The 20,197-nt window shown below is 63.1% G+C and carries 18 protein-coding genes and 1 riboswitch; of the genes, 7 read left to right on the top strand and 11 right to left on the bottom strand.

What is annotated here, in order from left to right; genetic code table 11:
- Positions 1-254: 254 nt before the first annotated feature.
- On the top strand, positions 255-788 hold the full coding sequence (locus tag DRB19_RS12590) for a GcrA family cell cycle regulator (RefSeq protein WP_114186379.1): 534 nt from the start codon (positions 255-257) through the stop codon (positions 786-788).
- A 93-nt stretch (positions 789-881) separates the two neighbouring features.
- Here the strand turns inward: DRB19_RS12590 and phoB are convergent, their stop codons facing one another.
- From phoB to DRB19_RS12550, 8 genes are all read right to left on the bottom strand, one after another.
- Positions 882-1,604 (bottom strand): phosphate regulon transcriptional regulator PhoB, encoded by a 723-nt coding sequence (phoB, locus tag DRB19_RS12585; protein ID WP_114186378.1) that lies wholly within the window; start codon positions 1,602-1,604, stop codon positions 882-884.
- 2 nt (positions 1,605-1,606) lie between these two features.
- Positions 1,607-2,317: a phosphate signaling complex protein PhoU gene (gene phoU / locus DRB19_RS12580; RefSeq protein ID WP_114186377.1), complete on the bottom strand. Its 711-nt coding sequence runs from the start codon at positions 2,315-2,317 to the stop codon at positions 1,607-1,609.
- A gap of 26 nt (positions 2,318-2,343) precedes the next feature.
- A complete protein-coding gene (gene pstB / locus DRB19_RS12575) occupies positions 2,344-3,162 on the bottom strand; it encodes a phosphate ABC transporter ATP-binding protein PstB (RefSeq protein ID WP_114186376.1) in 819 nt (272 codons plus the stop codon).
- On the bottom strand, positions 3,159-4,049 hold the full coding sequence (gene pstA, locus DRB19_RS12570; protein WP_114186375.1) for a phosphate ABC transporter permease PstA: 891 nt from the start codon (positions 4,047-4,049) through the stop codon (positions 3,159-3,161). The genes pstB and pstA overlap by 4 nt, the downstream gene beginning before the upstream one ends.
- A 5-nt stretch (positions 4,050-4,054) precedes the next feature.
- Complete coding sequence (pstC, locus tag DRB19_RS12565; RefSeq protein ID WP_114186374.1) at positions 4,055-5,029, bottom strand: phosphate ABC transporter permease subunit PstC; 975 nt, start codon at positions 5,027-5,029, stop codon at positions 4,055-4,057.
- 33 nt (positions 5,030-5,062) lie between these two features.
- Positions 5,063-6,106 (bottom strand): phosphate ABC transporter substrate-binding protein PstS, encoded by a 1,044-nt coding sequence (gene pstS, locus DRB19_RS12560; RefSeq protein WP_114186373.1) that lies wholly within the window; start codon positions 6,104-6,106, stop codon positions 5,063-5,065.
- A gap of 168 nt (positions 6,107-6,274) precedes the next feature.
- Positions 6,275-7,573, bottom strand: a complete 1,299-nt coding sequence (locus DRB19_RS12555; RefSeq protein ID WP_114186372.1) for an ATP-binding protein — start codon at positions 7,571-7,573, stop codon at positions 6,275-6,277.
- A 96-nt stretch (positions 7,574-7,669) separates the two neighbouring features.
- Positions 7,670-8,725 (bottom strand): lysylphosphatidylglycerol synthase domain-containing protein, encoded by a 1,056-nt coding sequence (locus DRB19_RS12550; protein ID WP_114186371.1) that lies wholly within the window; start codon positions 8,723-8,725, stop codon positions 7,670-7,672.
- Positions 8,726-8,975: 250 nt separating this feature from the next.
- On the opposite strand from DRB19_RS12550, the gene DRB19_RS12545 reads away from it, so the two are divergent.
- From DRB19_RS12545 to DRB19_RS12535, 3 genes are read left to right on the top strand one after another with little or no spacing between them, the layout of a single operon-like run.
- The gene (locus DRB19_RS12545) at positions 8,976-10,364 is read left to right on the top strand and encodes a sensor histidine kinase (protein WP_162815677.1); all 1,389 of its coding nucleotides are present in this window, start codon (positions 8,976-8,978) and stop codon (positions 10,362-10,364) included.
- Between the two features lie 26 nt (positions 10,365-10,390).
- On the top strand, positions 10,391-10,936 hold the full coding sequence (gene cobU / locus DRB19_RS12540; protein WP_114186369.1) for a bifunctional adenosylcobinamide kinase/adenosylcobinamide-phosphate guanylyltransferase: 546 nt from the start codon (positions 10,391-10,393) through the stop codon (positions 10,934-10,936).
- The gene (locus tag DRB19_RS12535; protein WP_114186368.1) at positions 10,933-12,402 is read left to right on the top strand and encodes a cobyric acid synthase; all 1,470 of its coding nucleotides are present in this window, start codon (positions 10,933-10,935) and stop codon (positions 12,400-12,402) included. Before cobU ends, DRB19_RS12535 begins: the two co-directional genes overlap by 4 nt.
- Here the strand turns inward: DRB19_RS12535 and DRB19_RS12530 are convergent, their stop codons facing one another.
- Positions 12,403-13,260: an ABC transporter substrate-binding protein gene (locus DRB19_RS12530; RefSeq protein ID WP_245439464.1), complete on the bottom strand. Its 858-nt coding sequence runs from the start codon at positions 13,258-13,260 to the stop codon at positions 12,403-12,405.
- Positions 13,261-13,275: 15 nt separating this feature from the next.
- Positions 13,276-13,494: riboswitch (cobalamin riboswitch) on the top strand.
- Positions 13,495-13,529: 35 nt separating this feature from the next.
- On the opposite strand from DRB19_RS12530, the gene DRB19_RS12525 reads away from it, so the two are divergent.
- Complete coding sequence (locus tag DRB19_RS12525; protein WP_147021718.1) at positions 13,530-15,494, top strand: TonB-dependent receptor plug domain-containing protein; 1,965 nt, start codon at positions 13,530-13,532, stop codon at positions 15,492-15,494.
- On the opposite strand, the gene cbiB is transcribed toward DRB19_RS12525, so the two are convergent.
- Positions 15,495-16,481 carry an adenosylcobinamide-phosphate synthase CbiB gene (cbiB, locus tag DRB19_RS12520; RefSeq protein ID WP_114186410.1) on the bottom strand — a complete coding sequence of 329 codons (987 nt, stop codon included), beginning with the start codon at positions 16,479-16,481 and terminating at the stop codon, positions 15,495-15,497.
- Between the two features lie 20 nt (positions 16,482-16,501).
- Between cbiB and cobD the strand changes: the two genes are divergently transcribed.
- A complete protein-coding gene (cobD, locus tag DRB19_RS12515) occupies positions 16,502-17,485 on the top strand; it encodes a threonine-phosphate decarboxylase CobD (protein WP_114186366.1) in 984 nt (327 codons plus the stop codon).
- Between the two features lie 202 nt (positions 17,486-17,687).
- A complete protein-coding gene (locus tag DRB19_RS12510; protein WP_114186365.1) occupies positions 17,688-18,770 on the top strand; it encodes a transglycosylase SLT domain-containing protein in 1,083 nt (360 codons plus the stop codon).
- A 63-nt stretch (positions 18,771-18,833) separates the two neighbouring features.
- Here DRB19_RS12510 and DRB19_RS12505 read toward each other — a convergent pair whose 3' ends face one another.
- Positions 18,834-20,069 carry an MFS transporter gene (locus DRB19_RS12505; protein ID WP_147021719.1) on the bottom strand — a complete coding sequence of 412 codons (1,236 nt, stop codon included), beginning with the start codon at positions 20,067-20,069 and terminating at the stop codon, positions 18,834-18,836.
- Between the last annotated feature and the right edge of the window lie 128 nt (positions 20,070-20,197).

The following is a 20,197-nucleotide window of genomic DNA, read 5'->3' as shown; positions in this document are numbered from 1 at the left end:
GAGAAATGATGTAAGCCATCACAGGGAATTTCGCGCCGGGCGAGTTCCCTGGGGAAAACGACGGGGCCTGTTCGGGGACTCTTGCGCCCGAGTCCACCCATCTAGTAACTTCGGAGCTGTCGAGTACGACATTTCGTGCGGCGGCTTTCACCCACAGGAGCGATCCTAGCAACGCGGTCGGACAAAAATCACTGTCCGCGAGGCACAAAGGATTCAACCTTCGGCAAGGCAGCCCCGATGGAGGCGGATAAGAAATGACTGATGCGGGCGTAACTTGGACGGATGAGAGGGTCGAGCTTCTGAAGAAGCTCTGGTCCGACGGCTTGAGTGCGAGCCAGATCGCAGCGGAGCTCGGCAACGTGACCCGCAACGCGGTGATTGGCAAAGTCCATCGCCTCGGCCTCTCCGGCCGGGCGAAGGACAAGGCCGCCTCAGCGCCCCAGCGCCCCCGCAAGGCTTCGCGCGCCCCGAGCGCTCCGACGCCGATCACACCGCCGAACCGCAGCAATGTGGTGATTGCCCCGATTCCGCAGGCGGTTACCCTGGAAGAGAAGGCCGCAGGGGCCCTAGTGGACGAGGACGTGGCCATCCCCATGTCCGAGCGCGTCACGATCATGGATCTGCGCGAGTCCATGTGCCGCTGGCCCATGGGCGACCCGACGAAGCCGGAATTCCGCTTCTGTGGCGCGCGCTCCATCACGGGCCTGCCCTATTGCAACCATCACGCACGCATCGCCTATCAGCCTGTGACGGATCGCAGGCGCGAACGGAAGCTAGCCCGCGCCTAGGCGGGCCCATTATCGGATATGTTTCCTCTATCGGAATAGATTCTTGTTTGACGATGCGCGCTCCTGGCTAAAGGAGCCGCTTCGCCGAAGCGTCTAGACATCCAAGCTTGCGGGACTCTCGTCGCGGGCGAAGGTTTCATCGAACGAGTAGCCTGCGCCTCGCACGGTCCTGATCGGGTCAGGCCTGCGGGGCAGGTTGATGGCCTTGCGCAGCCGGCCCACATGCACGTCGACCGTGCGCTCGTCGATATAGACGTCATGTCCCCAGACGGCGTTGAGCAGATGCTCGCGACTGAAAACCCTGCCGGGGCTCTGCATCAGAAACTCCAGAAGCTTGAACTCCGTCGGGCCGAGATGAAGCTCCTTGCCGCTTCGGCGGACCCGGTGCGTTTCCCGGTCGAGCTCCATGTCGCCCGCAATCAGCAGGGTCGCGATATGGGCAGGCTTCACGCGACGCAGAAGCGCCCGGACGCGCGCCAGGAGTTCCGGCACCGAAAACGGCTTGACGATGTAGTCGTCGGCGCCGGTGGAGAGGCCGCGGATGCGATCCCCCTCCTCGCCGCGCGCGGTCAGCATGATGATCGGGAGACGCTCCGTCTCGGGGCGAACCCGAATACGCCTGCAAAGTTCTATCCCCGACAGGCCCGGCAGCATCCAATCGAGAAGCACGATGTCCGGAATCTGCTCGCGCAGGCGGATCTCCGCCTCGTCCCCCCGGCCGACGCTGTCAACCTCATAGCCTTCGGACTCGAGGTTGTAGCGCAACAGCAGCGTCAACGGCTCCTCATCCTCGACGATCAGCACACGAGGACCCATCGTCAGCCTCCGGTAACCGCCGCGTCGATCGACCGGTCGTTCTTGGGCCGGTCGATGGCCAGTGTTTCGCCGGTGACGAGGTAATGCACCGTCTCGGCGATGTTGGTGGTGTGATCGCCGATACGCTCGATGTTCTTGGCGCAGAACAAGAGATGGGTGCAGAACGAGATGTTGCGCGGATCCTCCATCATGTAGGTCAGGAGTTCTCGAAAGATCGACGTGTAGAGCGCATCGATGGCGCCGTCTCGCTTCCAGACATCGAGCGACTTCGCCGTATCCTGCTGCGCATAGGCGTCGAGCACGTCCTTGAGCTGCCCCAGCACGAGATCGTTCATGTGCTTGAGACTGACGACAATCTTTTGAGGCTTCACGTCGTCGCCGATGGCCAGCGCCCGCTTGGCGATGTTCTTCGCAAGGTCCCCGATCCGCTCCACGTCACCGGAAATCCGGATTGCCGAGATGGTCTCGCGCAGGTCCACCGCAAGCGGCTGGCGGCGGGCAATGGTGAGGATCGCGCTTTCCTCCACCTCGCGCTGCAGCACGTCGAGGCGGCTGTCGGCGGCGATGACCGTTTGGGCCAATGGCTTGTCGTGGCGCACCAGCGCCTGGCTGGCATCTCCGAGCATCTTCTCGGCGATCCCACCCATCTCGGCGATCCTCTGCCTGAGACCCTGCAGGTCGTTGTCGTAGGATCTGACGATATGCTCCGCCATGGGAGACCTCCCTTGACGCGCTTCGGTCAGCCGAAGCGCCCCGTGATGTAATCCTGGGTTTGTTTCTTGGTGGGGTTCATGAACATCTTGTTCGTCGGCCCGAATTCCACCAGCTCGCCAAGATACATAAAGGCGGTGAACTGCGAGATGCGGGCCGCCTGCTGCATGTTGTGCGTTACGATCACGATGGTAAACTCGGACCGGAGCTGCTCGATCAGCTCCTCGATCTTGCCAGTGGAGATCGGGTCGAGCGCCGAGGTCGGCTCATCGAGAAGAATCACCTCGGGCTGCTGGGCAATGGTGCGGGCGATGCAGAGACGTTGCTGCTGGCCGCCCGAGAGGCCCATGCCGGACTGGCGCAGCTTGTCCTTCACCTCGCCCCACAGGGCGGCCTTGCGCAAAGCCTCTTCGATCCGGCCGTCGAGCTCCGATTTGGGCAATTTCTCGTAAAGCCGGATGCCGAACGCGATGTTGTCGTAGATCGACATGGGAAACGGCGTCGGCTTCTGGAACACCATGCCGACCCGCGCGCGCAGCTCGTTCACGTCGATGGCCGGCGACAGGACATTCTGTCCGTCGAGCAGGATTTCGCCCTCGGCGCGCTGCTCCGGGTAGAGGCTGTAGATGCGATTGAAGGTGCGCAGAAGCGTCGACTTTCCACAGCCGGACGGACCGATCAAAGCCGTGACCTGTCGATCGAAGAAGTCGATCGAGATGTCCTTGAGGCTACGGAAGTCGCCGTAATAGAAATCGAGGTTTCGGACCGCGATGCGAACCAGCGCATCAGGATTGGCAGCGGCCGTCTTTCCGATGGCGCTGCTCGCGGAGACGGCGATCGAACTCATCGGGACGTATCCTTCTTGAAGATGAGGCGCGCCACGATCGACAACGCCAGGATCGACAGGGTGATGACCAGGGCGCCGGCCCAGGCGAGCTCGCGCCAGTTCTGGTAGGGCGAGAGCGCGAACTGATAAATCATGACCGGCAGGTTCGCGACGCCGCCCATCAGGTCGGCCCTGAACCAGAAATTATTGTTGAGAGCGGTGAACAGCAGCGGCGCGGTCTCGCCCGCGATGCGGGCCGTGGCGAGCAGGATCCCCGTGACCATGCCGGCGCGCGCCGCGCGCCACGTGATCATGGTGATCACCTTCGACAGGGGCGCGCCGAGAGCCGCGCCTGCCTCCCGCAAGGAACCCGGCACGATGCGCAGCATGTCCTCCGTGGTGCGCACGATGACCGGCACCGCGATGATCGCCAGGGCCACGCCACCCGCCCAACCGGAATAACCGCCCATCGGTTGAACCATCAGAGTATAGACAAACAGGCCGATGAGAATGCTTGGCGCCGCGAGCAGAATGTCGTTCACGAAGCGGATGAGTTCGGCAAGCTTCGAACCCTTGCCGTATTCGGCCAGATAGGTCCCGGCCAAGACCCCAATGGGTGTTGCGACGACGATTCCAAGGAATGTGAGAATGAGACTTCCGACGAGGGCATTGGCGATGCCGCCGCCCTTCGTCATGGGTCCCGGCGTGGTGCCGGTGAACACCTCCGGACGCAGGGCGCTGACGCCTTCATAGATCAGCATCAGAAGAATCCAGCCGAGCACGAAGGCGCCGAGCGCCGTGAAGAGAATGCAGATGACCTTCAGGGCCATGTCGGCGACGTAGCGGCTACGGCGCACGCGTCCCCAGGCAGCCTGAGGAGCAGCGGTGGTTTGGTTTATTGCATCCATCGCACTTACCTCATCTTGACGCGCGCCACGAGGACACGCGCGATGACGAGAACCGTGAAAGTCACCAGGAACAGGATGCACCCCAGCGCCATGAGAGCATTGAGCTGGAGGCCAATTGCTTCGTTGAACTCATTGGCGATCCGCGAGGCGATGGTCGAGCCTGGATCGAACAGCGAGGGCGACAGCCGGTTGGCGTTGCCGATGACGAAGGTCACGGCCATGGTCTCGCCGAGGGCCCGCCCGAGACCGAGCATGATCGCCCCGATGACGCTGACGCCCACTTGCGGCAGCAGCACATGGCGCACCACTTCCCAGGTCGTGCAGCCGATGCCGTAGGCGCTCTCGCGCAGGACCGGCGGGATCTGGTCGAGGATATCCCGCGAGATCGACGCAATGAACGGGATGATCATGATCGCCAGGATGATGCCCGCCGTCAGAACACCGACGCCGGACGGCGTCCGGGCATAGAGGATCGTGCCGAAGACGGGCAGTCCTTCCACGATGCTGCTGACGGGGATCTGAACGAACTGCGCGAAAAGGGGTGCGAAGACGAAGAGCCCCCACATGCCGTAGATGATGCTCGGCACGGCTGCGAGGAGTTCGATGGTGGTCGACACGGGCCGTTTGAGCCACGGCGGGCAGAGCTGGGTCAGGAAAATCGCAATTCCCAGCGAGATGGGAACGCCGATGACCAGCGCGATCAGGGCGGACGTCAGAGTGCCGACGATGGCAACCCAGGCGCCGTACTGATCCCGCTGCACATCCCAGACGCTCGACGTGATGAACCCGAAGCCGAATTCCCTGAAAGCCGGCAGGCCCCCATAGATCATCGACCCGATGATCCCCGCGAGAACGATCAGAACGATCAGGGCGGAGCTCAGGCTCGCCAGGCGAAACACCTGATCGAAGCTGAGCTGGGGAGACCGGCGAGACGGTTTTTCCATGCTCGTGACAAGAAGTTTCTGAGACAAGGCCACCATCCGCCGTGCTCCCGGGCAAGTTTTAAGTCAGGATCACTTCTTGAAAAGCGGCTGGCCCGACTTGTCCTTGATGTCAGCCTTCCAAGACGCGCGAACGAGGTCTTTTACCTGGGCCGGCAGCGCCACATAATCAAGCTCGGCGGCCATCTGGTCGCCCTTCTCGAAGGTCCAATCGAAGAACTTGAGCGCCTCGGCCACCTGCTCCGGCTTCTCGGGCGCCTTATGAACCAGGATGAAGGTCGGAGCCGTGATGGGCCACGCTTCGTCGCCCGGCTGATTGGTCAGCGAAATCCCGAAACCAGGAGCCGATTTCCAATCAGCGCTGGCAGCCGCCGCCTGGAAAGTTTTTGCCTCGGGCGAGACGAATTTGCCATTCTTGTTCTGCAACTGCGTGAACGGAATGCTGTTCTGCTTGGCATAGGCGTATTCCACGTAGCCGATCGAGTTCGGCACCTGCTGGACAAGCGCCGCTACGCCCTCATTGCCCTTGCCGCCCTGACCGACCGGCCACTGGACCGACGCGCCCACGCCCGGGCCGCTCTTCCATCCCTCGGAAACCTGAGCCAAGTAGGTAGTGAACACGCTGGTCGTGCCGGATCCGTCCGAGCGGTAGACGGGGGTGATGGCCGCATCGGGAAGCGCCGCGCCCTGGTTGAGTTGGGCGATCTTGGCGTCGTTCCACTTGGAAATCTTGCCGTTGAAAATGTCGGCCAGGACCTCGCCCGTCAGCTTCATCTGACCTGCGGGAACGCCCTGAACGTTGTAGACGGCCACGACGCCGCCCATCACGACCGGAAATTGGACGAGACCGTCCTTTTCCAGCTCCGCTGCTTTCAGGGGAGCATCGGTCGCGCCGAAATCAACCGTTTTCGCCCGGATCTGGCGAATGCCGCCACTGGAGCCGATCGACTGGTAGTTCAGACGATTGCTCGTTTCCTTGTTGTAGGCCTCTGCCCAGCGGGCATAAATCGGGAACGGGAAGGTGGCTCCCGCGCCGGTGATCTCGGCGGCCGAAACGGCGAGCGAGCACGAGGCGACAGCAAGGCCGAGGGCGGCCGCATAGGACACAATTTTCACGAAGCGTCTCCTGATCAAACAAGTGCGGTGGGCCGGAGGAACTCGGGGCAAACCGCGCAGGGAGGGGACTAAGTTCTTTCGGTGTCTGGTCTACGACGGTTGGATGACAGTTCAATGACAATAGGTCACCTGCTCCCTTCCCAGAAGGCTGGTCGCACCTGCGAAGCCCTATCCCCGAGAGGCTTCGGGAAGCGTAACCGTGAAGCAGGCCCCCTGCCCCGGTTCGCTGGCGATATCGAGGTGTCCGCGATGGCGCTGGACGATATGCTTGACGATGGCGAGACCAAGCCCCGTCCCGCCCTTCTCTCGGCTTTGGGCGACATCCACGCGGTAGAACCGCTCTGTCAAACGCGGCAGATGCTCCGGAGCAATCCCCGGGCCGTAATCGCGCACCGAGAACGCCACCTGTGGCGGCTGCGTCCCTTCGGCCGCCACGCGGCCAAGATTCACATCAACCCGCTGGCCGGTCTCCCCGTACTTGACTGCGTTCTCGATCAGGTTCTCGGCGACTCTGAGAAGCTCGTCGCGGTCACCGAGCACAAACAGCGGGCCGTCGGGAAGGCTTGCCTGGATCGCAACGCCCCGCTCACGGCTCAAAGGCGTGAGCGTCTCGATCATGTGCTTCACGACGGCCGTGAGGTCTTCCGGCCTCGTTGGGGGGACATGGGCGCGCATTTCGATGCGCGACAGAGACAGAAGGTCGTCGACGAGCCGCTTCATGCGGTGCGCCTGGCCGCGCATGATGTCTAGAAACCGCTCCCGGGCAGCGGCATCATTGCGGGCAGGCCCCTGCAGGGTTTCGATGAAGCCAAGGACGGACGCGAGCGGCGTGCGCAGCTCATGGCTGGCATTCGCGACGAAATCGGCGCGCATGGCCTCCAGGCGCCGGGCAGACGTGAGGTCGCGGAAGAACAAAACGACGCCGGGCCGCACTTCCGCGCCCGACGCATCGGGCCGCAAGGGGCCGATATGCACCTCGAAGGTCCGCTCGGTGGGCACACGCTCGGAATACTCGATCCGCAGGGGAGTACCGGAGGCCTGAACCTCGTCGATGCCGCTGAGAACGTCCGGGCTTCGAAGCGCGAAGGACAGGGGGTGCCCTGCCCTCAGGCCCGGAAGAAGCACATGGGCGGCGGCATTGGCCTCCAGGACCACGGCTCGAGGGTCCACCAGAATGACCGGATCCGGAATATGAGCCAGAAGGGCATCCGCCATGCCGGCGGGCTTGGGGTCTTTCGGCGCGAGGCTCCGCGCTCCCAAAAGCGTGGCCCTGAGACTACGCCGCGGTTTGCTGATGAGGACGCTGACGAGGAGCGCGATGGCGGCTGCCGCGAGAAGCCAAACGTCCCAAGCCCCGCGCAGGAGCGCGACGGAGAGAAGCAGCAAGCAGGCAATCGCTGCCCCGCGGACGGCGCCGGCTCGTCCCGGCTGCGCTTCCTGGGATGTATCCTCGCTGGGGTCGCTCATGAGGTGATGAAGGTCCGGCGAATGTTGCAAAGCCTCTTTAGGGCAAGCGCTGCCGAGAGTCACCCGCAGCCCGGATGGCCTTGACCGACGACCGTCTCAGCTCGGCAGAGCCTCTTCGCCTTCGTCTTCATCCGGCTTGAAGGCATCCCGGGACGACTTGATCCGGTTTCGGACCTCGTAGGCCCCGAGAAGCGCAAGCGCGATCACGAATGGAACGAGATAATAGCAGAGGCGGTAGAGCAGCAGCGCGCCGAGGATTGGCTCGCGGGGATAGCTCGAGAGAGCCAGGAGGATCGTGGCCTCGAAAACCCCAAGTCCACCCGGAGCATGGCTTGCGACCCCAAGCATGACGGCGAAGATGTACACTGCCAGGAAGGTATCGAAGCTGATATTGTGGCCGCCAGGCAGGAGCACGAAGAGGACGCCGGCCCCTGCGCACACATCCACCGCGCCGATCAGGATCTGCGCGACCGACAGCCGAAAGCCCGGCAGCTCCAGCTTCCAGCCCTGGATCTTGACGATCCGCCGTTTGATCGAAACCCAGATCATGTAGCCGACGACGAACACGGCGGCCGCCAAGCCTATGAGCTGGTTGACCCAGATGTTCGTGTAGACGAGGCTCGCCACCGCATCGGCCCGGCTCATCATGCTCCACGCCAGGACCAGGGTCATCCCGAGCCAGAAGGTGACGCCTGCGATCACCGTCAGGCTCGCCACGCGCGCGCCGCTGATGCCCTTCGTGGAGTAGATCCAGTACCGGACGGTTCCAGCCGTCAGCAGTGGAAATCCCAGAGTGAAGCTCACGGCATAGCTGGTGAAGGATGCGAGCGCCGTCGTGCGGTACGGAATGTGAAGCTTCAACTGTCGAAGCGCGATGGCGTCGTAACAGGTGAGAAGCCCATAGCTGACGGCGGTGAACAGGACCGCGAGGCCGATCTGGCGCAGGCTGGCGGCCGTAAAGGCCGATTTCAGCTCGTTGACGTCGATCTCGGACACGAGGTGCCAGAGAACCACCACGGATGCACCGAACAGAAGGATGCTTGCCGCCATTCCAACCCAGGCGAAACGGCGGGAGCGCCGCTCCTTGGGATGAAGGGCTTCGGCCGAGGACATGTCCGGTGGAGGAACCCGATGGGGACTCATATCATTCATGAAAATGGAAATCAGCCTCAGCTTGGGAAATATCGCCTAAGATGCAAGAGCGGCCTTGATCTATGCTCTCTCGGGGCAAACCGCCAGACGCGGGCCTGATCCATAATGGCTTTCCGCCGATCGGGCTACTCTCAAGCCCAAAGAAGTCACAGATTGCGCCAAAGCGGCTTGCCAAGCTGTTAAAAGGCCTAAAATGATGGCTCTCACAAGAGAGCTTCACCAGAAGGCGCCATATGCCAGGGGGATGCGAGTGGATTTTAATGAGACCGAGAGCCAGTTTGCAGTTCTGGCAGAGAGCCTGCCACAACTCGTCTGGTCGACGCGTCCTGACGGCTATTACGACTACTTCAACCGCCGCTGGCATGAATTCACCGGGCTGACGCCTGAACAATCCTTCGGCGAGGGGTGGAGCAGCGCTGTCCACCCCGATGACCTGCCCTTCGTCCTCAACCTGTGGCGGACGGCTCTCGAAGCCGGTCAGCCCTTTGAGGGGGAGTACCGGATCCGGCGAGCCGACGGAGCCTTCTGTTGGATGCTCAGCAGGGCCATTCCCATACGGGATCTATCGGGTAAAACCATCCGCTGGTTCGGCACTTGCACGAACATCGATTCCCAGAAGAAGGCCGAGGAAGCCTTCCGGTTCCTTGAGGAGCAGCATCGGCTGGCCCTCGAGGCGGCCAATCTGGGCACATGGCAGATCAACCTCGACGAGGGCGTGATCAGCCTGGACCAAGGAGCCTGCGCGCTTTTCAGCATCCAGAGCGAAGGACTGCGCAGCATCCCGCTCGAAGACGCGGTGGCGCGGGTCCACCCCGAGGATCAATCACGGTTCAAGGAGCATATGACGGCCTCGACCGGTCCCGCCTCGAACGGTCGTTACGAGATCGAGTATCGGATCATCCTGTCCGACGGCGGCACCCGGTGGGTTCGCTCCAATGGGAAGGTTCGCTTCATCTATGAGGCCGGAGTATCCCGGGCCGTCAGCCTGTCCGGGGTTATCGGCGATATCACCCAGCATCATGCGTCCGAGGAGGCCCAGCAGCTCCTGACGCGGGAATTGACCCACCGGGTCAAGAACCTTTTCGCCATCGCAAACGGCATGGTGTCCATGACGGCCCGGACCGCGAAGGACCCGAAAGAGATGGCAAATGCGCTTCGGGGCCGTCTGAGCGCGCTCTCGAGGGCTCATGAGCTGGCGCAGCCTCTGTCCATGTTTAACCATGGAGCAGGCCCGGAAGTCGGCTTGGGTCAACTTATCGACGCGGTGATCGCACCCTACAAGCAGGCGGATGACAGGGTCACGATCAGTGGCCCCGATGTGCGCGTCGGCTCGAACACGACAACGAGCCTTGCGCTGGTTCTTCATGAGCTTGCAACCAATGCCGCGAAGTATGGCTGCCTGTCGAATTCGGACGGGCGGCTTGCCATCGAGTGGACCGTCAGCCAGGACAGCGTGAACGTCCTCTGGATCGAAACCGGAGGCCCTGCCATAGAGGCGCACCCGACCTTCGAAGGCTTCGGCAGCCAGCTTGCACAGAGAAGCGTTGCAGGCCAACTGGGCGGAAGCCTCACGCGGGAATGGCTTGCCGAAGGTCTTCGGGTTCACATGACCATGCCGCTCGACCGGCTTGCCGGCTGATCGTCCGCTTCTGCCCGAGATCAAGCATGATTCATCATCGCCGCGTTCTTGTATTGGGTGGCGCCCGATCGGGCAAAAGCCGCACAGCGCAGGAACTCGCCGAGACCACCTCGGAACAACGCATCTACATCGCCACCGCGCAGGCCCATGACGATGAAATGCGCGCCCGCATCGCCCGTCATCGAACCGAACGCGATGACTTGTGGCAAACCCGCGAAGCGCCCCTGGACCTGGCGGACACCATCCGCATGCAGGCAGGACCCGGCCGGGTCGTCCTCGTCGATTGCCTGACGCTTTGGCTGTCCAACGTTCTGCTCGCCGAGCGGGATGTCGAGCAGGAAACCGAGCAACTGGCGCAGGCCATTGGCGATGCGGCCGGACCGCTTATCCTCGTGTCCAACGAGGTCGGCCAAGGCATCGTGCCGGCAACTCCCCTGGGACGGGTGTTCCGGGACGCGCAAGGACGGTTGAACCAGCAGCTCGCGACGGTCTGCGATGCCGTCGTGTTCGTTGCGGCCGGGTGCCCCGTCCTCCTCAAACCCGCGCCCCCGTTGTGGCTCACTCTCGCATGACGGTGCGCCCGCCGGCAGTCATGATCCAAGGCACCGGATCGAATGTGGGGAAATCCCTGCTGGTCGCAGGCCTGTGCCGGCTCTTTGCACGGCGCGGATTGCGGGTGAGGCCGTTCAAGCCGCAAAACATGTCCAACAACGCGGCTGCCGTGGATGGCGGCGAGATCGGGCGGGCGCAAGCGCTTCAGGCCCGCGCGGCAAACATAACTGCAAGCGTTCACATGAACCCGGTGCTGTTGAAGCCGGAGACGGACCGACGCTCGCAGATCATCGTCCAAGGCCAGCGCTTCGGCCAGCTCGAAGCCTCATCCTATCAGCGCCGCAGCACGCTGCTCCCTTACGTGCTCGACAGCTTCGGGATTCTTGGCCAAGACGCCGATTTGATCCTCGTCGAAGGAGCGGGCAGCCCCGCCGAGACCAATCTGCGCGATGGGGACATCGCCAATATGGGTTTCGCAAGCGCCGCAGAGGTGCCTGTCATTCTCACAGGCGACATCGACCGCGGCGGGGTCATCGCGAGCCTTGTCGGGACGCATGCGGTGTTGGACAGCCATGACCGCAGCCTTGTGCGGGCTTTTCTGATCAACAAGTTTCGTGGCGATGTTCGCCTGTTCGACGATGGAGTCGCAACCATCGAGCGGATGACCGAATGGCCGTCGCTGGGCATCGTGCCATGGTTTCGGGACGCCCATAAACTTCCGGCCGAAGACGCGCTCGACATCGCATCCGAGGCGAAAACCGGCGCGGCGATCCGAATCGCTGTGCCGATTTTGCCAAGGATCGCGAATTTCGACGACCTCGACCCATTGAAGCTTGAACCGTCGGTCGCTTTGACCATGGTGCCCCCAGGCGCGCCTTTGCCGTTGGACGCGGATCTCATCATCCTCCCCGGCTCCAAGGCGACAATCGCAGACCTGCTCTTCCTGCGCGAGCAAGGATGGCACGTGGATCTCGCGGCTCACATCCGCCGGGGCGGACATGTGCTCGGCCTGTGTGGCGGGTACCAGATGCTGGGGCGCTCGATTGCCGACCCTGAGGGAATCGAAGGAGGACCCGGCATGGCGGAGGGTCTTGGGCTTCTGGATGTGAACACGATTCTTGCATCGGAAAAGACGGTGCGTGCTGTGAGGGCACGGCACGAGGCAAGCGGAACGGAACTCTCGGCTTACGAAATTCATCTGGGACGCACCGTTGGACCGGATACAAGCCTAGCGCCCTTTTTGATTGCCGGAACGCCCGAAGGTGCCGCCTCGTCCAATGGACGCATCATAGGTACTTATCTTCATGGTGTCTTTTCGTCGGATTCTTTCAGGAAAGCATTTTTGCAACGGTTCAGCCGAGACTACCTGACCGGGGACCTGCGCTACGAAACCGAGGTCGATTCAACGCTCGATGGACTTGCGGCCCACCTGGAAACCCATCTCGACGCGGACCGCATTCTGGCAATCGCAACGAGCAGGCGGTAGTCAACGCGCCTTCGCGCGCACCTGCGCCGCGAGAGCATCGATGGCGGCAGGTGTCGACGGACCGCCGCAGATGGCGAGCTTGCCCGGAATGGCCAACCGCCTGTCCTGCGAGACCGCACCGGCAAGGGCCGGGTGGACGAACAAGGCCGAGCCGTTGTCGACCACCTGTCCGGCATCATCGTCCGTCAGCATGTAATCCGGCGGCGAGGCCACAATGGTCTCAAGCCGCGCAACGCCACCCTGCTCCAGGCCCAGAGCATCCTGATGCAGGACAAACCCCATGTGCCCCAGGAGTTCGCTGATCAGTGACTCCGTCGCCGGAACCCAGCCCCGCCGGTAATAGACGAGAATACTCCGCCTGGAAGGCACCAGGTCCTTTGCCCGATCCAGCGCCCTGTCGATCTGTGCAATGAGAGCTTCGCCGCGTTCAGGATGGCCTAGGCGGCGGGATACGGTCCGGATCTGTTCGCGTCCGTGTTGCAGATTGCGCCAAGGCTCCAAGGCCAGCACCTCCACGCCCTGGCTGCGCAGCAGCGCCGACCGGGCCTGCTGGCCATAAGCTCCCGCCAGAACGAGATCCGCGCCGCTGAACAGGATCGCCTCGCCTTTTCCGGCATTGACCGGCAATCCGGCGGATTGATCGGCCGAATAGGAAATCGACCGGTCGGTTACCAAAGGACTCAAGGACGTGATCTGATCCCGGTCCGCCAAGGCCAGCAGCAATTGGTCCGCGCAGAGATTGAGGGAGACGACCCGCTGAGGCTTCGGCTGCGCCAGCGCCGCGCCGGTGCCGAAAAGCAACACGAGGCCGGCGAGAATCATCTGGCCGGGAAAACGCCTATGGCGGAGTTGCGGCATGCGAGGCGAACCCCTAAAGGTTGGGCCGACGTTGGTGCCTCGAGCGATCGAGGTGAAACGGGAACACGGTGCGGATCATTCCTAACCCGTGGCTGCCCCCGCAACTGTAAGCGGCGAGCGGCGGTCCTTCATGCCACTGAATCATCGGGCGCGACAAGCTCGAGAGGATTTGGGAAGGCGGATCGTACGCGACAACCCGCGAGCCAGGAGACCGGCCAACGTTGCAACGCAACCCATCTTTGCTCGCGTGGGGCGAGCAGGAGGTCTTCATGGCTATCTCTACAGGCCGCCTTTTGGCGGCTTCCGTCTCGTTGTGCGCCGTCTCGATCGGCATGGCGCAGGCTCAAACCGTAACAGATCCGACGATCCTGCCGGATATCGTGGTCACGGCCACCCGCTCGCCGCTCGCGATCCAGCAGGCCGGCAGCGCCATCTCGGTGATCACAGCCGAGGAAATCGCCAAGGAATCGCCCAAAAGCCCGGCCGAGGTGCTGCGCCGTGTTCCGGGCGTCACCGTCGTCGAGACCGGCGGCCCCGGGGGCACTACGACCGTGCGCATTCGCGGCGCGGAGGCCGGCCAGACCCTCGTCCTCATCGATGGCATCCGGGTGAACGATCCGACATCGGGCTCGGGTGAGTTCGACTTCGCCAATCTGGCGGCGGTCGACATCGAACGCATCGAAGTCCTGCGCGGCCCGCAATCGGCCCTTTATGGCTCCGACGCCATGGGCGGCGTGGTCAACATCATCACCCGCAAGGGCAAAGGCGCGCCGCGCGTCAGCGTCAGTGTCGAAGGCGGAAGTTACGGCACCAAGGCCGCGCGGGCGGCCGTCTCAGGCAGCTCCGGCCCGGTCTCATACGCATTCTCGACCACAGGCTTCGATACGGCGGGCTTCTCGCGATACGGCTATAGGATCGGCCGGATTGAAGGCCCGCGCGTTCTCCCCCTCGAAGCGGACGGCGCGCAACGCGTGGGCGCCGCGGGCCGCGTGGCGGTTGCACTGTCGCCGGATGCAGAGCTGGAATTCGGCGGCTATACGAGCTTCACTGGAGCTCAATACGACGCCTCCTTCGGGGATCTGCCCGACTCGCCCTCCCAGTCCCAGCAGCGCCTGTTCGAGGGCCACACGCGCCTGACCGCCTACGCGTTCGGAGGCCTGCTAAAGAACACTGTCCTGGTGGCGGCCAATCGCACGAACCGGCACTATCGTGACGTCAGCGCCTTCGGGCCGACGCTCAATTGGTCGAATTCCGGCTTCACGGGCGATCGGGTGTCGGCGGAATACCAGGGTGACCTGAAGCTCGGCGCCTTCGGTCTTCTCACCTTCGGGGCGAAAGCCGAGCGGGAGCGTTTCCTTTCCACCTCCCGCGACGTGCTGCCGTTCCCGACTCTGGAGCGCGAGACCAACGACGCGTCGCAGACGACGCGCTCGCTCTACGCGCTGCACCAGTTCACGGTGTTCGAGAACCTGCATCTGTCCTTCGGCGGACGGCTCGACGATATCGAGGATGGCGATCAGTTCGGCACCTGGCGCGCAACTGCGGCTTACGAGTTTCCGGACACCGGCACCAAGCTTCGCGGAAGCATCGGCACGGGCGCAAAGGCTCCGACGCTGTTTCAACAGTTTGATCCCACCTACGGCTCGCCGGAACTGGAAGCCGAGCGCTCCATCGGTTTCGATGTGGGCGTCGACCAGCGGCTGCTCGACGACCGCCTGCTTTTGTCGGCCACGTTCTTTGCCAACCGCTTCCGCAACCTGATCGACTTCGTCAGCTCCGACGCCTGCCGGCCTGATCAGGCCTTCGGTTGCTATGTGAACGTGGGCCGGGCCACCACGTCGGGCGTCGAACTGTCGGCGGAAGCCGACATCGTTCCTGCGTGGTTGCGCGTCAAGGCGGTCTATACCCATCTCGAAGCGTTCGATCGGGATACGGATACGCGCCTTGCCCGTCGTCCGCAGGACGAAGGACGCCTCGGCCTCATCGTGACGCCTGTCGCGGGCCTTTCCATCGAGCCGTCCGTGGTGTTCGTCGGCACGCGCTTCTCAACCTCGAACGAGAAGGACAAGCTCCAGCCTTATGCTCGCTTCGACGTCTATGCGGATTACAGGATCAACGACACGTTCAGCGTCTATGCGCGGGCCGAGAACCTGACCGATGCGCGCTATCAGGACGTCTACAACTACGGCACCGCCGGTCGCTCCTTCTATGCGGGCCTGCGCGCCATGTGGTGATCAAAAGGACTGCTGGATCGTGAGGAACAGGAGGGCGATCACGCCCGCCTGCATGCCGCAGGCGATCCGGTAAAGCATCAGGGCGCGGCGGATGTCCTTCGCATCGAGCTGCGCCCTTCCCTCGCCCATCCAATGATCATCGACAGCCACGCCCGCATAAACCCGCGGCCCTGCAAGTCTCAGACCCAGCGCACCCGCCATGGCGGCTTCGGGCCATCCTGCATTGGGCGAGCGATGATGCCGGGCGTCGCGCCACACGGCCCTGACGGCCGCGAAAGCGTTGCAACCAGGCGCGATCAGCGCCGCCATGGCGATGAAGCCTGCGGACAGGCGGGACGCGGGAAGGTTCACCCAATCGTCGAGTCGTGCGGCCGCCCATCCATAGGCCCCATAGCGCGGGGTGCGATGGCCGATCATGCTGTCGGCCGTGTTGATGGCTTTGTAGACGGCCCCGCCTGCCAACCCGGCAAGGGCCGTATAGAGGGTCGGAGCAACGATCCCATCCGAGAAGTTCTCCGCAAGGCTCTCGATGGCCGCGCGGGCGACAGCGGCCTCATTGAGGGATTGCGGATCACGGCCGACGATCTGCGAGACAGCCCTGCGTCCCTCCGCAAGGCTGTTCTCGAGACCATCAGCGACCCGCGCCACATGTTCATGAAGGCTGCGCTGCGCAATGAGGCTGCTGGCCATGGCACCTAACGCGATGATGGCAAAGTCGCCGAGCGCCAGCCGGAGGACGGCTTCACATGAAATTGCCACGCATGCGGTTGCGCCGATGGTGACCGCGAGGGCGCCGATCCCCCGCCAGCAACGAGCGCGGGTGGAAAGATCAGGTCGGTTCAGTTGCTTTTCGAGTCCTTCGATCAATCGGCCGATCCACGTGACCGGATGACCAATTCTGGCGAAAAGCCAGGCCGGGTAGCCGGCAACGGCATCCACGGCGAGAGCGGTCAGGACGACCGCCAGGGCGGCAGGTATGAAGGACATCACATTCGAACGGGGCAAGCATGCAGCACGGTGGCAATCTTCATGACGCAAAAGCGCTTTTTCCGGAAGCGCCGGAGCCATGGTTGGACCTCTCGACGGGGATCAATCCCCATCCCTATCCCTTGCCACCCCTGAGCCTCGATACCTTCACCCGGCTACCGTCGCCGCAGAGCGTCCGCCATTTGGAAGGGGTCGCGGCCCAAGCCTATGGGGTCCCGGATCCGTCCCGTGTCGCGGCGGCGCCCGGAACGCAGGCCCTGATCCATCTGCTCCCACGCCTGCGTGGAACGGCCAGGGTTGCAATCGTGGGTCCGACCTACAGCGAGCATGAGCGGAGTTGGCAACGGGAAGGTCACGTGGTCATCCCGGTCAGCAACCTTGAGGAGGCTTTGGCTGGCGCGCCCGATGTGATCGTCGCGGTCAATCCTAACAACCCGGATGGACGCGTCATCGACCCGGCCCAGCTCGCCGAGGCCGCATCGGCCTTACATCGGCGCAATGGTTGGCTCGTGGTCGACGAGGCTTTTGCGGACTTCGCGGACGGAGTATCGGTCGCGCCCCGCGACATCCCCGGAACCATCGTTCTGCGATCATTCGGCAAAGCCTATGGCCTTGCCGGGATCAGACTGGGCTTTGCGATCGCCACCCCGGATTTCGCCGCCCGTCTGCGGCTCGAACTTGGGCCGTGGGCCGTTTCAGGCCCTGCCCTGGCGGTGGGCGCCAAGGCGCTCGGCGATCAGACCTGGCTGTTGGAGCAGAAGGGCCGCTTGGCGCGCTGCGCCCATACTCTCGATGAACTTCTGACGGAGGCAGGCTTCCAGATTGTGGGAGGGACCACCCTCTTCCGCCTCGCAACGCACGAAGACGCTCAAGCTTGGTTCGAGCGGCTGGCGCGGCGCGGCGTTTGGGTCCGGGCATTTGATTACGATCCAAAACTCCTTCGCTTCGGCATCCCGAGCGACGAAGCATGGCTACGACTTAAGCAGGTAATAGGGCCTAGCTGAATAGAGAGTATTCAGTAAAGTTCCGCGTGATATCGTTGCAAATATAGCGGCAGGACGCCGCACTGGAAGGTGAATTAGCCCTGTACAAGGTCAAGCTGACCCATTCTGAACATATCAGGACGTCAGGTACCCCCTCGCACTTCAATGAAGAACACCCGCACAACTGCCTTTTGTTGATGCGGCATCTTTTGGGGGATACTGAATGACTGTCGACCTGACGGCGTCGCTTGACGCTTGCCAGCCATCAGCTTTTTGCCAAGACAGCGAAAATATTCTTTGGCTCCAGCCGCGTAGCGCGAGAGGCGCTACGGCAGTATCACGGGTTCGCAAGACCCTGATCCGCCTGACCACCACGATCGGCCTGGGAGCCTGTCTGACGATCGCCCTCACGGCGGCCATCGGTCCGGCCGGGGCCAACGAAGGCAACAAGATCGCCGCCCCTCATTCGGTCGCCGAGACCGCAGCCGACCCCTTGAAGGCTTTCGTCCCGAATGAGCCGGCCGATGCCGGGGACCTGCGGGCCCGTATCATCACGTCCATGCCCATGACGTCGCCCCCGCTTTCGGAGGGGAGCGAAGGGCACGAGGAAACCGAAACCACCGGGGTCGACATTCTCACCTTCGACGAGATGCGCGTTCCTCGCTGGATCGTGGATGCGATCCTTCGCGCGTCCACCGAGACAGGGGTGGATCCCGTCTACATGATGGCTCTGGCCGATAAGGAATCGAGCTTCATTCCGGCCAACAAGGCTTCGACCTCGTCGGCGCAGGGGCTATACCAGTTCATCACGAGCACATGGTTTGAGGTCGTTCGCTCCTTCGGGCCCAAGTATGGCTTCGGAGCGGAAGCGCAGTCGATCCGGGTTATCGACGGTCAGCTGACCGTGCCGGACGAGGCCATGCGGGAGCATATCCTCGGCCTGCGCGGCAATCCCTACCTTTCCAGCGTCATGGCGGCGGAAATGAAGAAGCGCGACCGGACGAAGATCGAGCACAAGCTCGGCCGCGAGATTGGCCGATCGGAGTTCTATCTGTCGCACTTCTTTGGCGTCGACAGCGCCCGTAAGTTCATGGAGCTCCTGGACGCAAAGCCCAAGCAGAGCGCATCCAGCGTGTTTCCTGCAGCCGCCAAGGCCAACAAGGCCCTGTTCTTCGAAAAGGCCGGCCGCAAGTCGCGCCAGCTTTCGGTCGCGGAAGTCTACGGCAAGATCGACGAGATGATCGACAAGCGCCTCAGCCGCTACGAGGACGTGTCGGCCCTGGCGATGGCTCACGCCGGCCTCTGATCAGACCCGTCAGCGGCTTTGAAAGAGTCGTTGTTCCGTGAGAGGTTATTAGAGCGCAGCCAGTCAGTTGGTTGCGCTCTCTTCTTTCCGGGAGCTCAATGCCCCCGTGGCGGAACTGGTCGGCGCGATGTCGACGAACCCACCCTTGGCGGGCGGGCGCTGCAGCCGCCAGATCCGTGAAATGATGAAGATGGCGAACGCGAAGGACACCACGGCCGAGTAGATGAACAGCCCCTGGGGTCCCATCAGGTCCATTGCGACAGCCCCGAACAGCGGGCCGATCGTGACGCCTGCCGCCCAGGAGAAGAGCAGCGAGCCCACCGTCGATACGATCTGCCCTGGATCCACGATATCGCAGGCGTGAGCCACGCAAACCGAATAGATGCATAGCGCGAGCCCGCCCCATGCGGCAAAAGCCAACAGCACCAATAAACCGGCGCCATTCGCGCTTGCCAGAATGATCAGCAGGGAGATCAGGCAGGTGCCGACCGCGAGGCCCGCGATCACATAGCGTCGATCCATCCGATCGGACAGCCAGCCGAGCGGCCATTGCATCACGAGGCTTCCGGCTTGCAGGGCGAACAGGAGCGCCGCAGCCCGTTCCTGACTCAAGCCGATGCTGACGCCGAAGACAGGCGTGATGGCGATGACCGGACCATTGACCAACCCAACGGCGAACGAGCCCACTACGGCCGAGGGCGCGGCTGCGAGCAGGCTTCGAACCCTGATCCGCACGCTGCGTGGCGCGGGAGGCTCCTCCGTGGTGGTCGCCGCGATGGGAAGCAGCGACAGGCACAAGAAGGCGCATATCAGCATGAACAGACCATCGGCCCGGATGCTGCCGAGGCCGATGCCCAGAGGCGAGATCATCAGGGCGATCTTGGTGCAGATCATGTAGATGGACAGGATGCGCCCGCGGTGGCTCGAAGTGGCCCGAGCGCTGATCCAACCGTCGGTGACGGTGAAGACACAGGCGAACGCCACTCCCGTGAGGCCACGCAAGAGCACCCAGGCGAGAGTGGAATGGGCCTGGGTCATTGCCAGGACGACGACTGTTGCGACCGCCGCCAGGCTCGCGAAGGCGCGGATATGGCCCACATGCCGGATGAAGGCTGGCGCAAGGAAGCAGCCCACGGAGAAGCCCAACCCATAGGCTGCGGCCACGACGCCGATCGACGAGACTGACAGGCCATCCGCCTGCATGCGGAGGGGCATCAGGGCTTGAAGCAGGCCGTTTGCCCCCTGCAGCAAGGTGGTGGCGGCCGTGATCGTCCAGATAAGGGCTAATGAGGGGTGCACGTCTTGGAACGGGAAGAGGCGAAGCGCCGTCGGATGGTTCAGTAAGATAGAGACCAGGCGTCGCAGGAGATCAAGCCCGTTCAGGAGATCGGGATGCGTCCGTCAGGCATGCCGAGGGGTGTCCGCCC

The organism is Microvirga aerophila, assembly GCF_003332305.1.
In the GTDB taxonomy this organism is placed as follows: Bacteria; Pseudomonadota; Alphaproteobacteria; order Rhizobiales; family Beijerinckiaceae; genus Microvirga; species Microvirga aerophila.
This window is presented reverse-complemented; position numbering and strand designations above follow the sequence as displayed.

Bases quoted from the DNA above. Each gene is read 5' to 3' on its own strand.
- DRB19_RS12590 (WP_114186379.1), top strand. From the start codon at position 255: ATGACTGATGCGGGCGTAACTTGGACGGATGAGAGGGTCGAGCTTCTG.
- phoB (WP_114186378.1), bottom strand. From the start codon at position 1,604: ATGGGTCCTCGTGTGCTGATCGTCGAGGATGAGGAGCCGTTGACGCTG.
- phoU (WP_114186377.1), bottom strand. From the start codon at position 2,317: ATGGCGGAGCATATCGTCAGATCCTACGACAACGACCTGCAGGGTCTC.
- pstB (WP_114186376.1), bottom strand. From the start codon at position 3,162: ATGAGTTCGATCGCCGTCTCCGCGAGCAGCGCCATCGGAAAGACGGCC.
- pstA (WP_114186375.1), bottom strand. From the start codon at position 4,049: ATGGATGCAATAAACCAAACCACCGCTGCTCCTCAGGCTGCCTGGGGA.
- pstC (WP_114186374.1), bottom strand. From the start codon at position 5,029: ATGGTGGCCTTGTCTCAGAAACTTCTTGTCACGAGCATGGAAAAACCG.
- DRB19_RS12555 (WP_114186372.1), bottom strand. From the start codon at position 7,573: ATGAGCGACCCCAGCGAGGATACATCCCAGGAAGCGCAGCCGGGACGA.
- DRB19_RS12550 (WP_114186371.1), bottom strand. From the start codon at position 8,725: ATGAATGATATGAGTCCCCATCGGGTTCCTCCACCGGACATGTCCTCG.
- cobU (WP_114186369.1), top strand. From the start codon at position 10,391: ATGATTCATCATCGCCGCGTTCTTGTATTGGGTGGCGCCCGATCGGGC.
- DRB19_RS12535 (WP_114186368.1), top strand. From the start codon at position 10,933: ATGACGGTGCGCCCGCCGGCAGTCATGATCCAAGGCACCGGATCGAAT.
- DRB19_RS12530 (WP_245439464.1), bottom strand. From the start codon at position 13,260: ATGCCGCAACTCCGCCATAGGCGTTTTCCCGGCCAGATGATTCTCGCC.
- DRB19_RS12525 (WP_147021718.1), top strand. From the start codon at position 13,530: ATGGCTATCTCTACAGGCCGCCTTTTGGCGGCTTCCGTCTCGTTGTGC.
- cbiB (WP_114186410.1), bottom strand. From the start codon at position 16,481: ATGTCCTTCATACCTGCCGCCCTGGCGGTCGTCCTGACCGCTCTCGCC.
- cobD (WP_114186366.1), top strand. From the start codon at position 16,502: ATGCAGCACGGTGGCAATCTTCATGACGCAAAAGCGCTTTTTCCGGAA.
- DRB19_RS12510 (WP_114186365.1), top strand. From the start codon at position 17,688: ATGACTGTCGACCTGACGGCGTCGCTTGACGCTTGCCAGCCATCAGCT.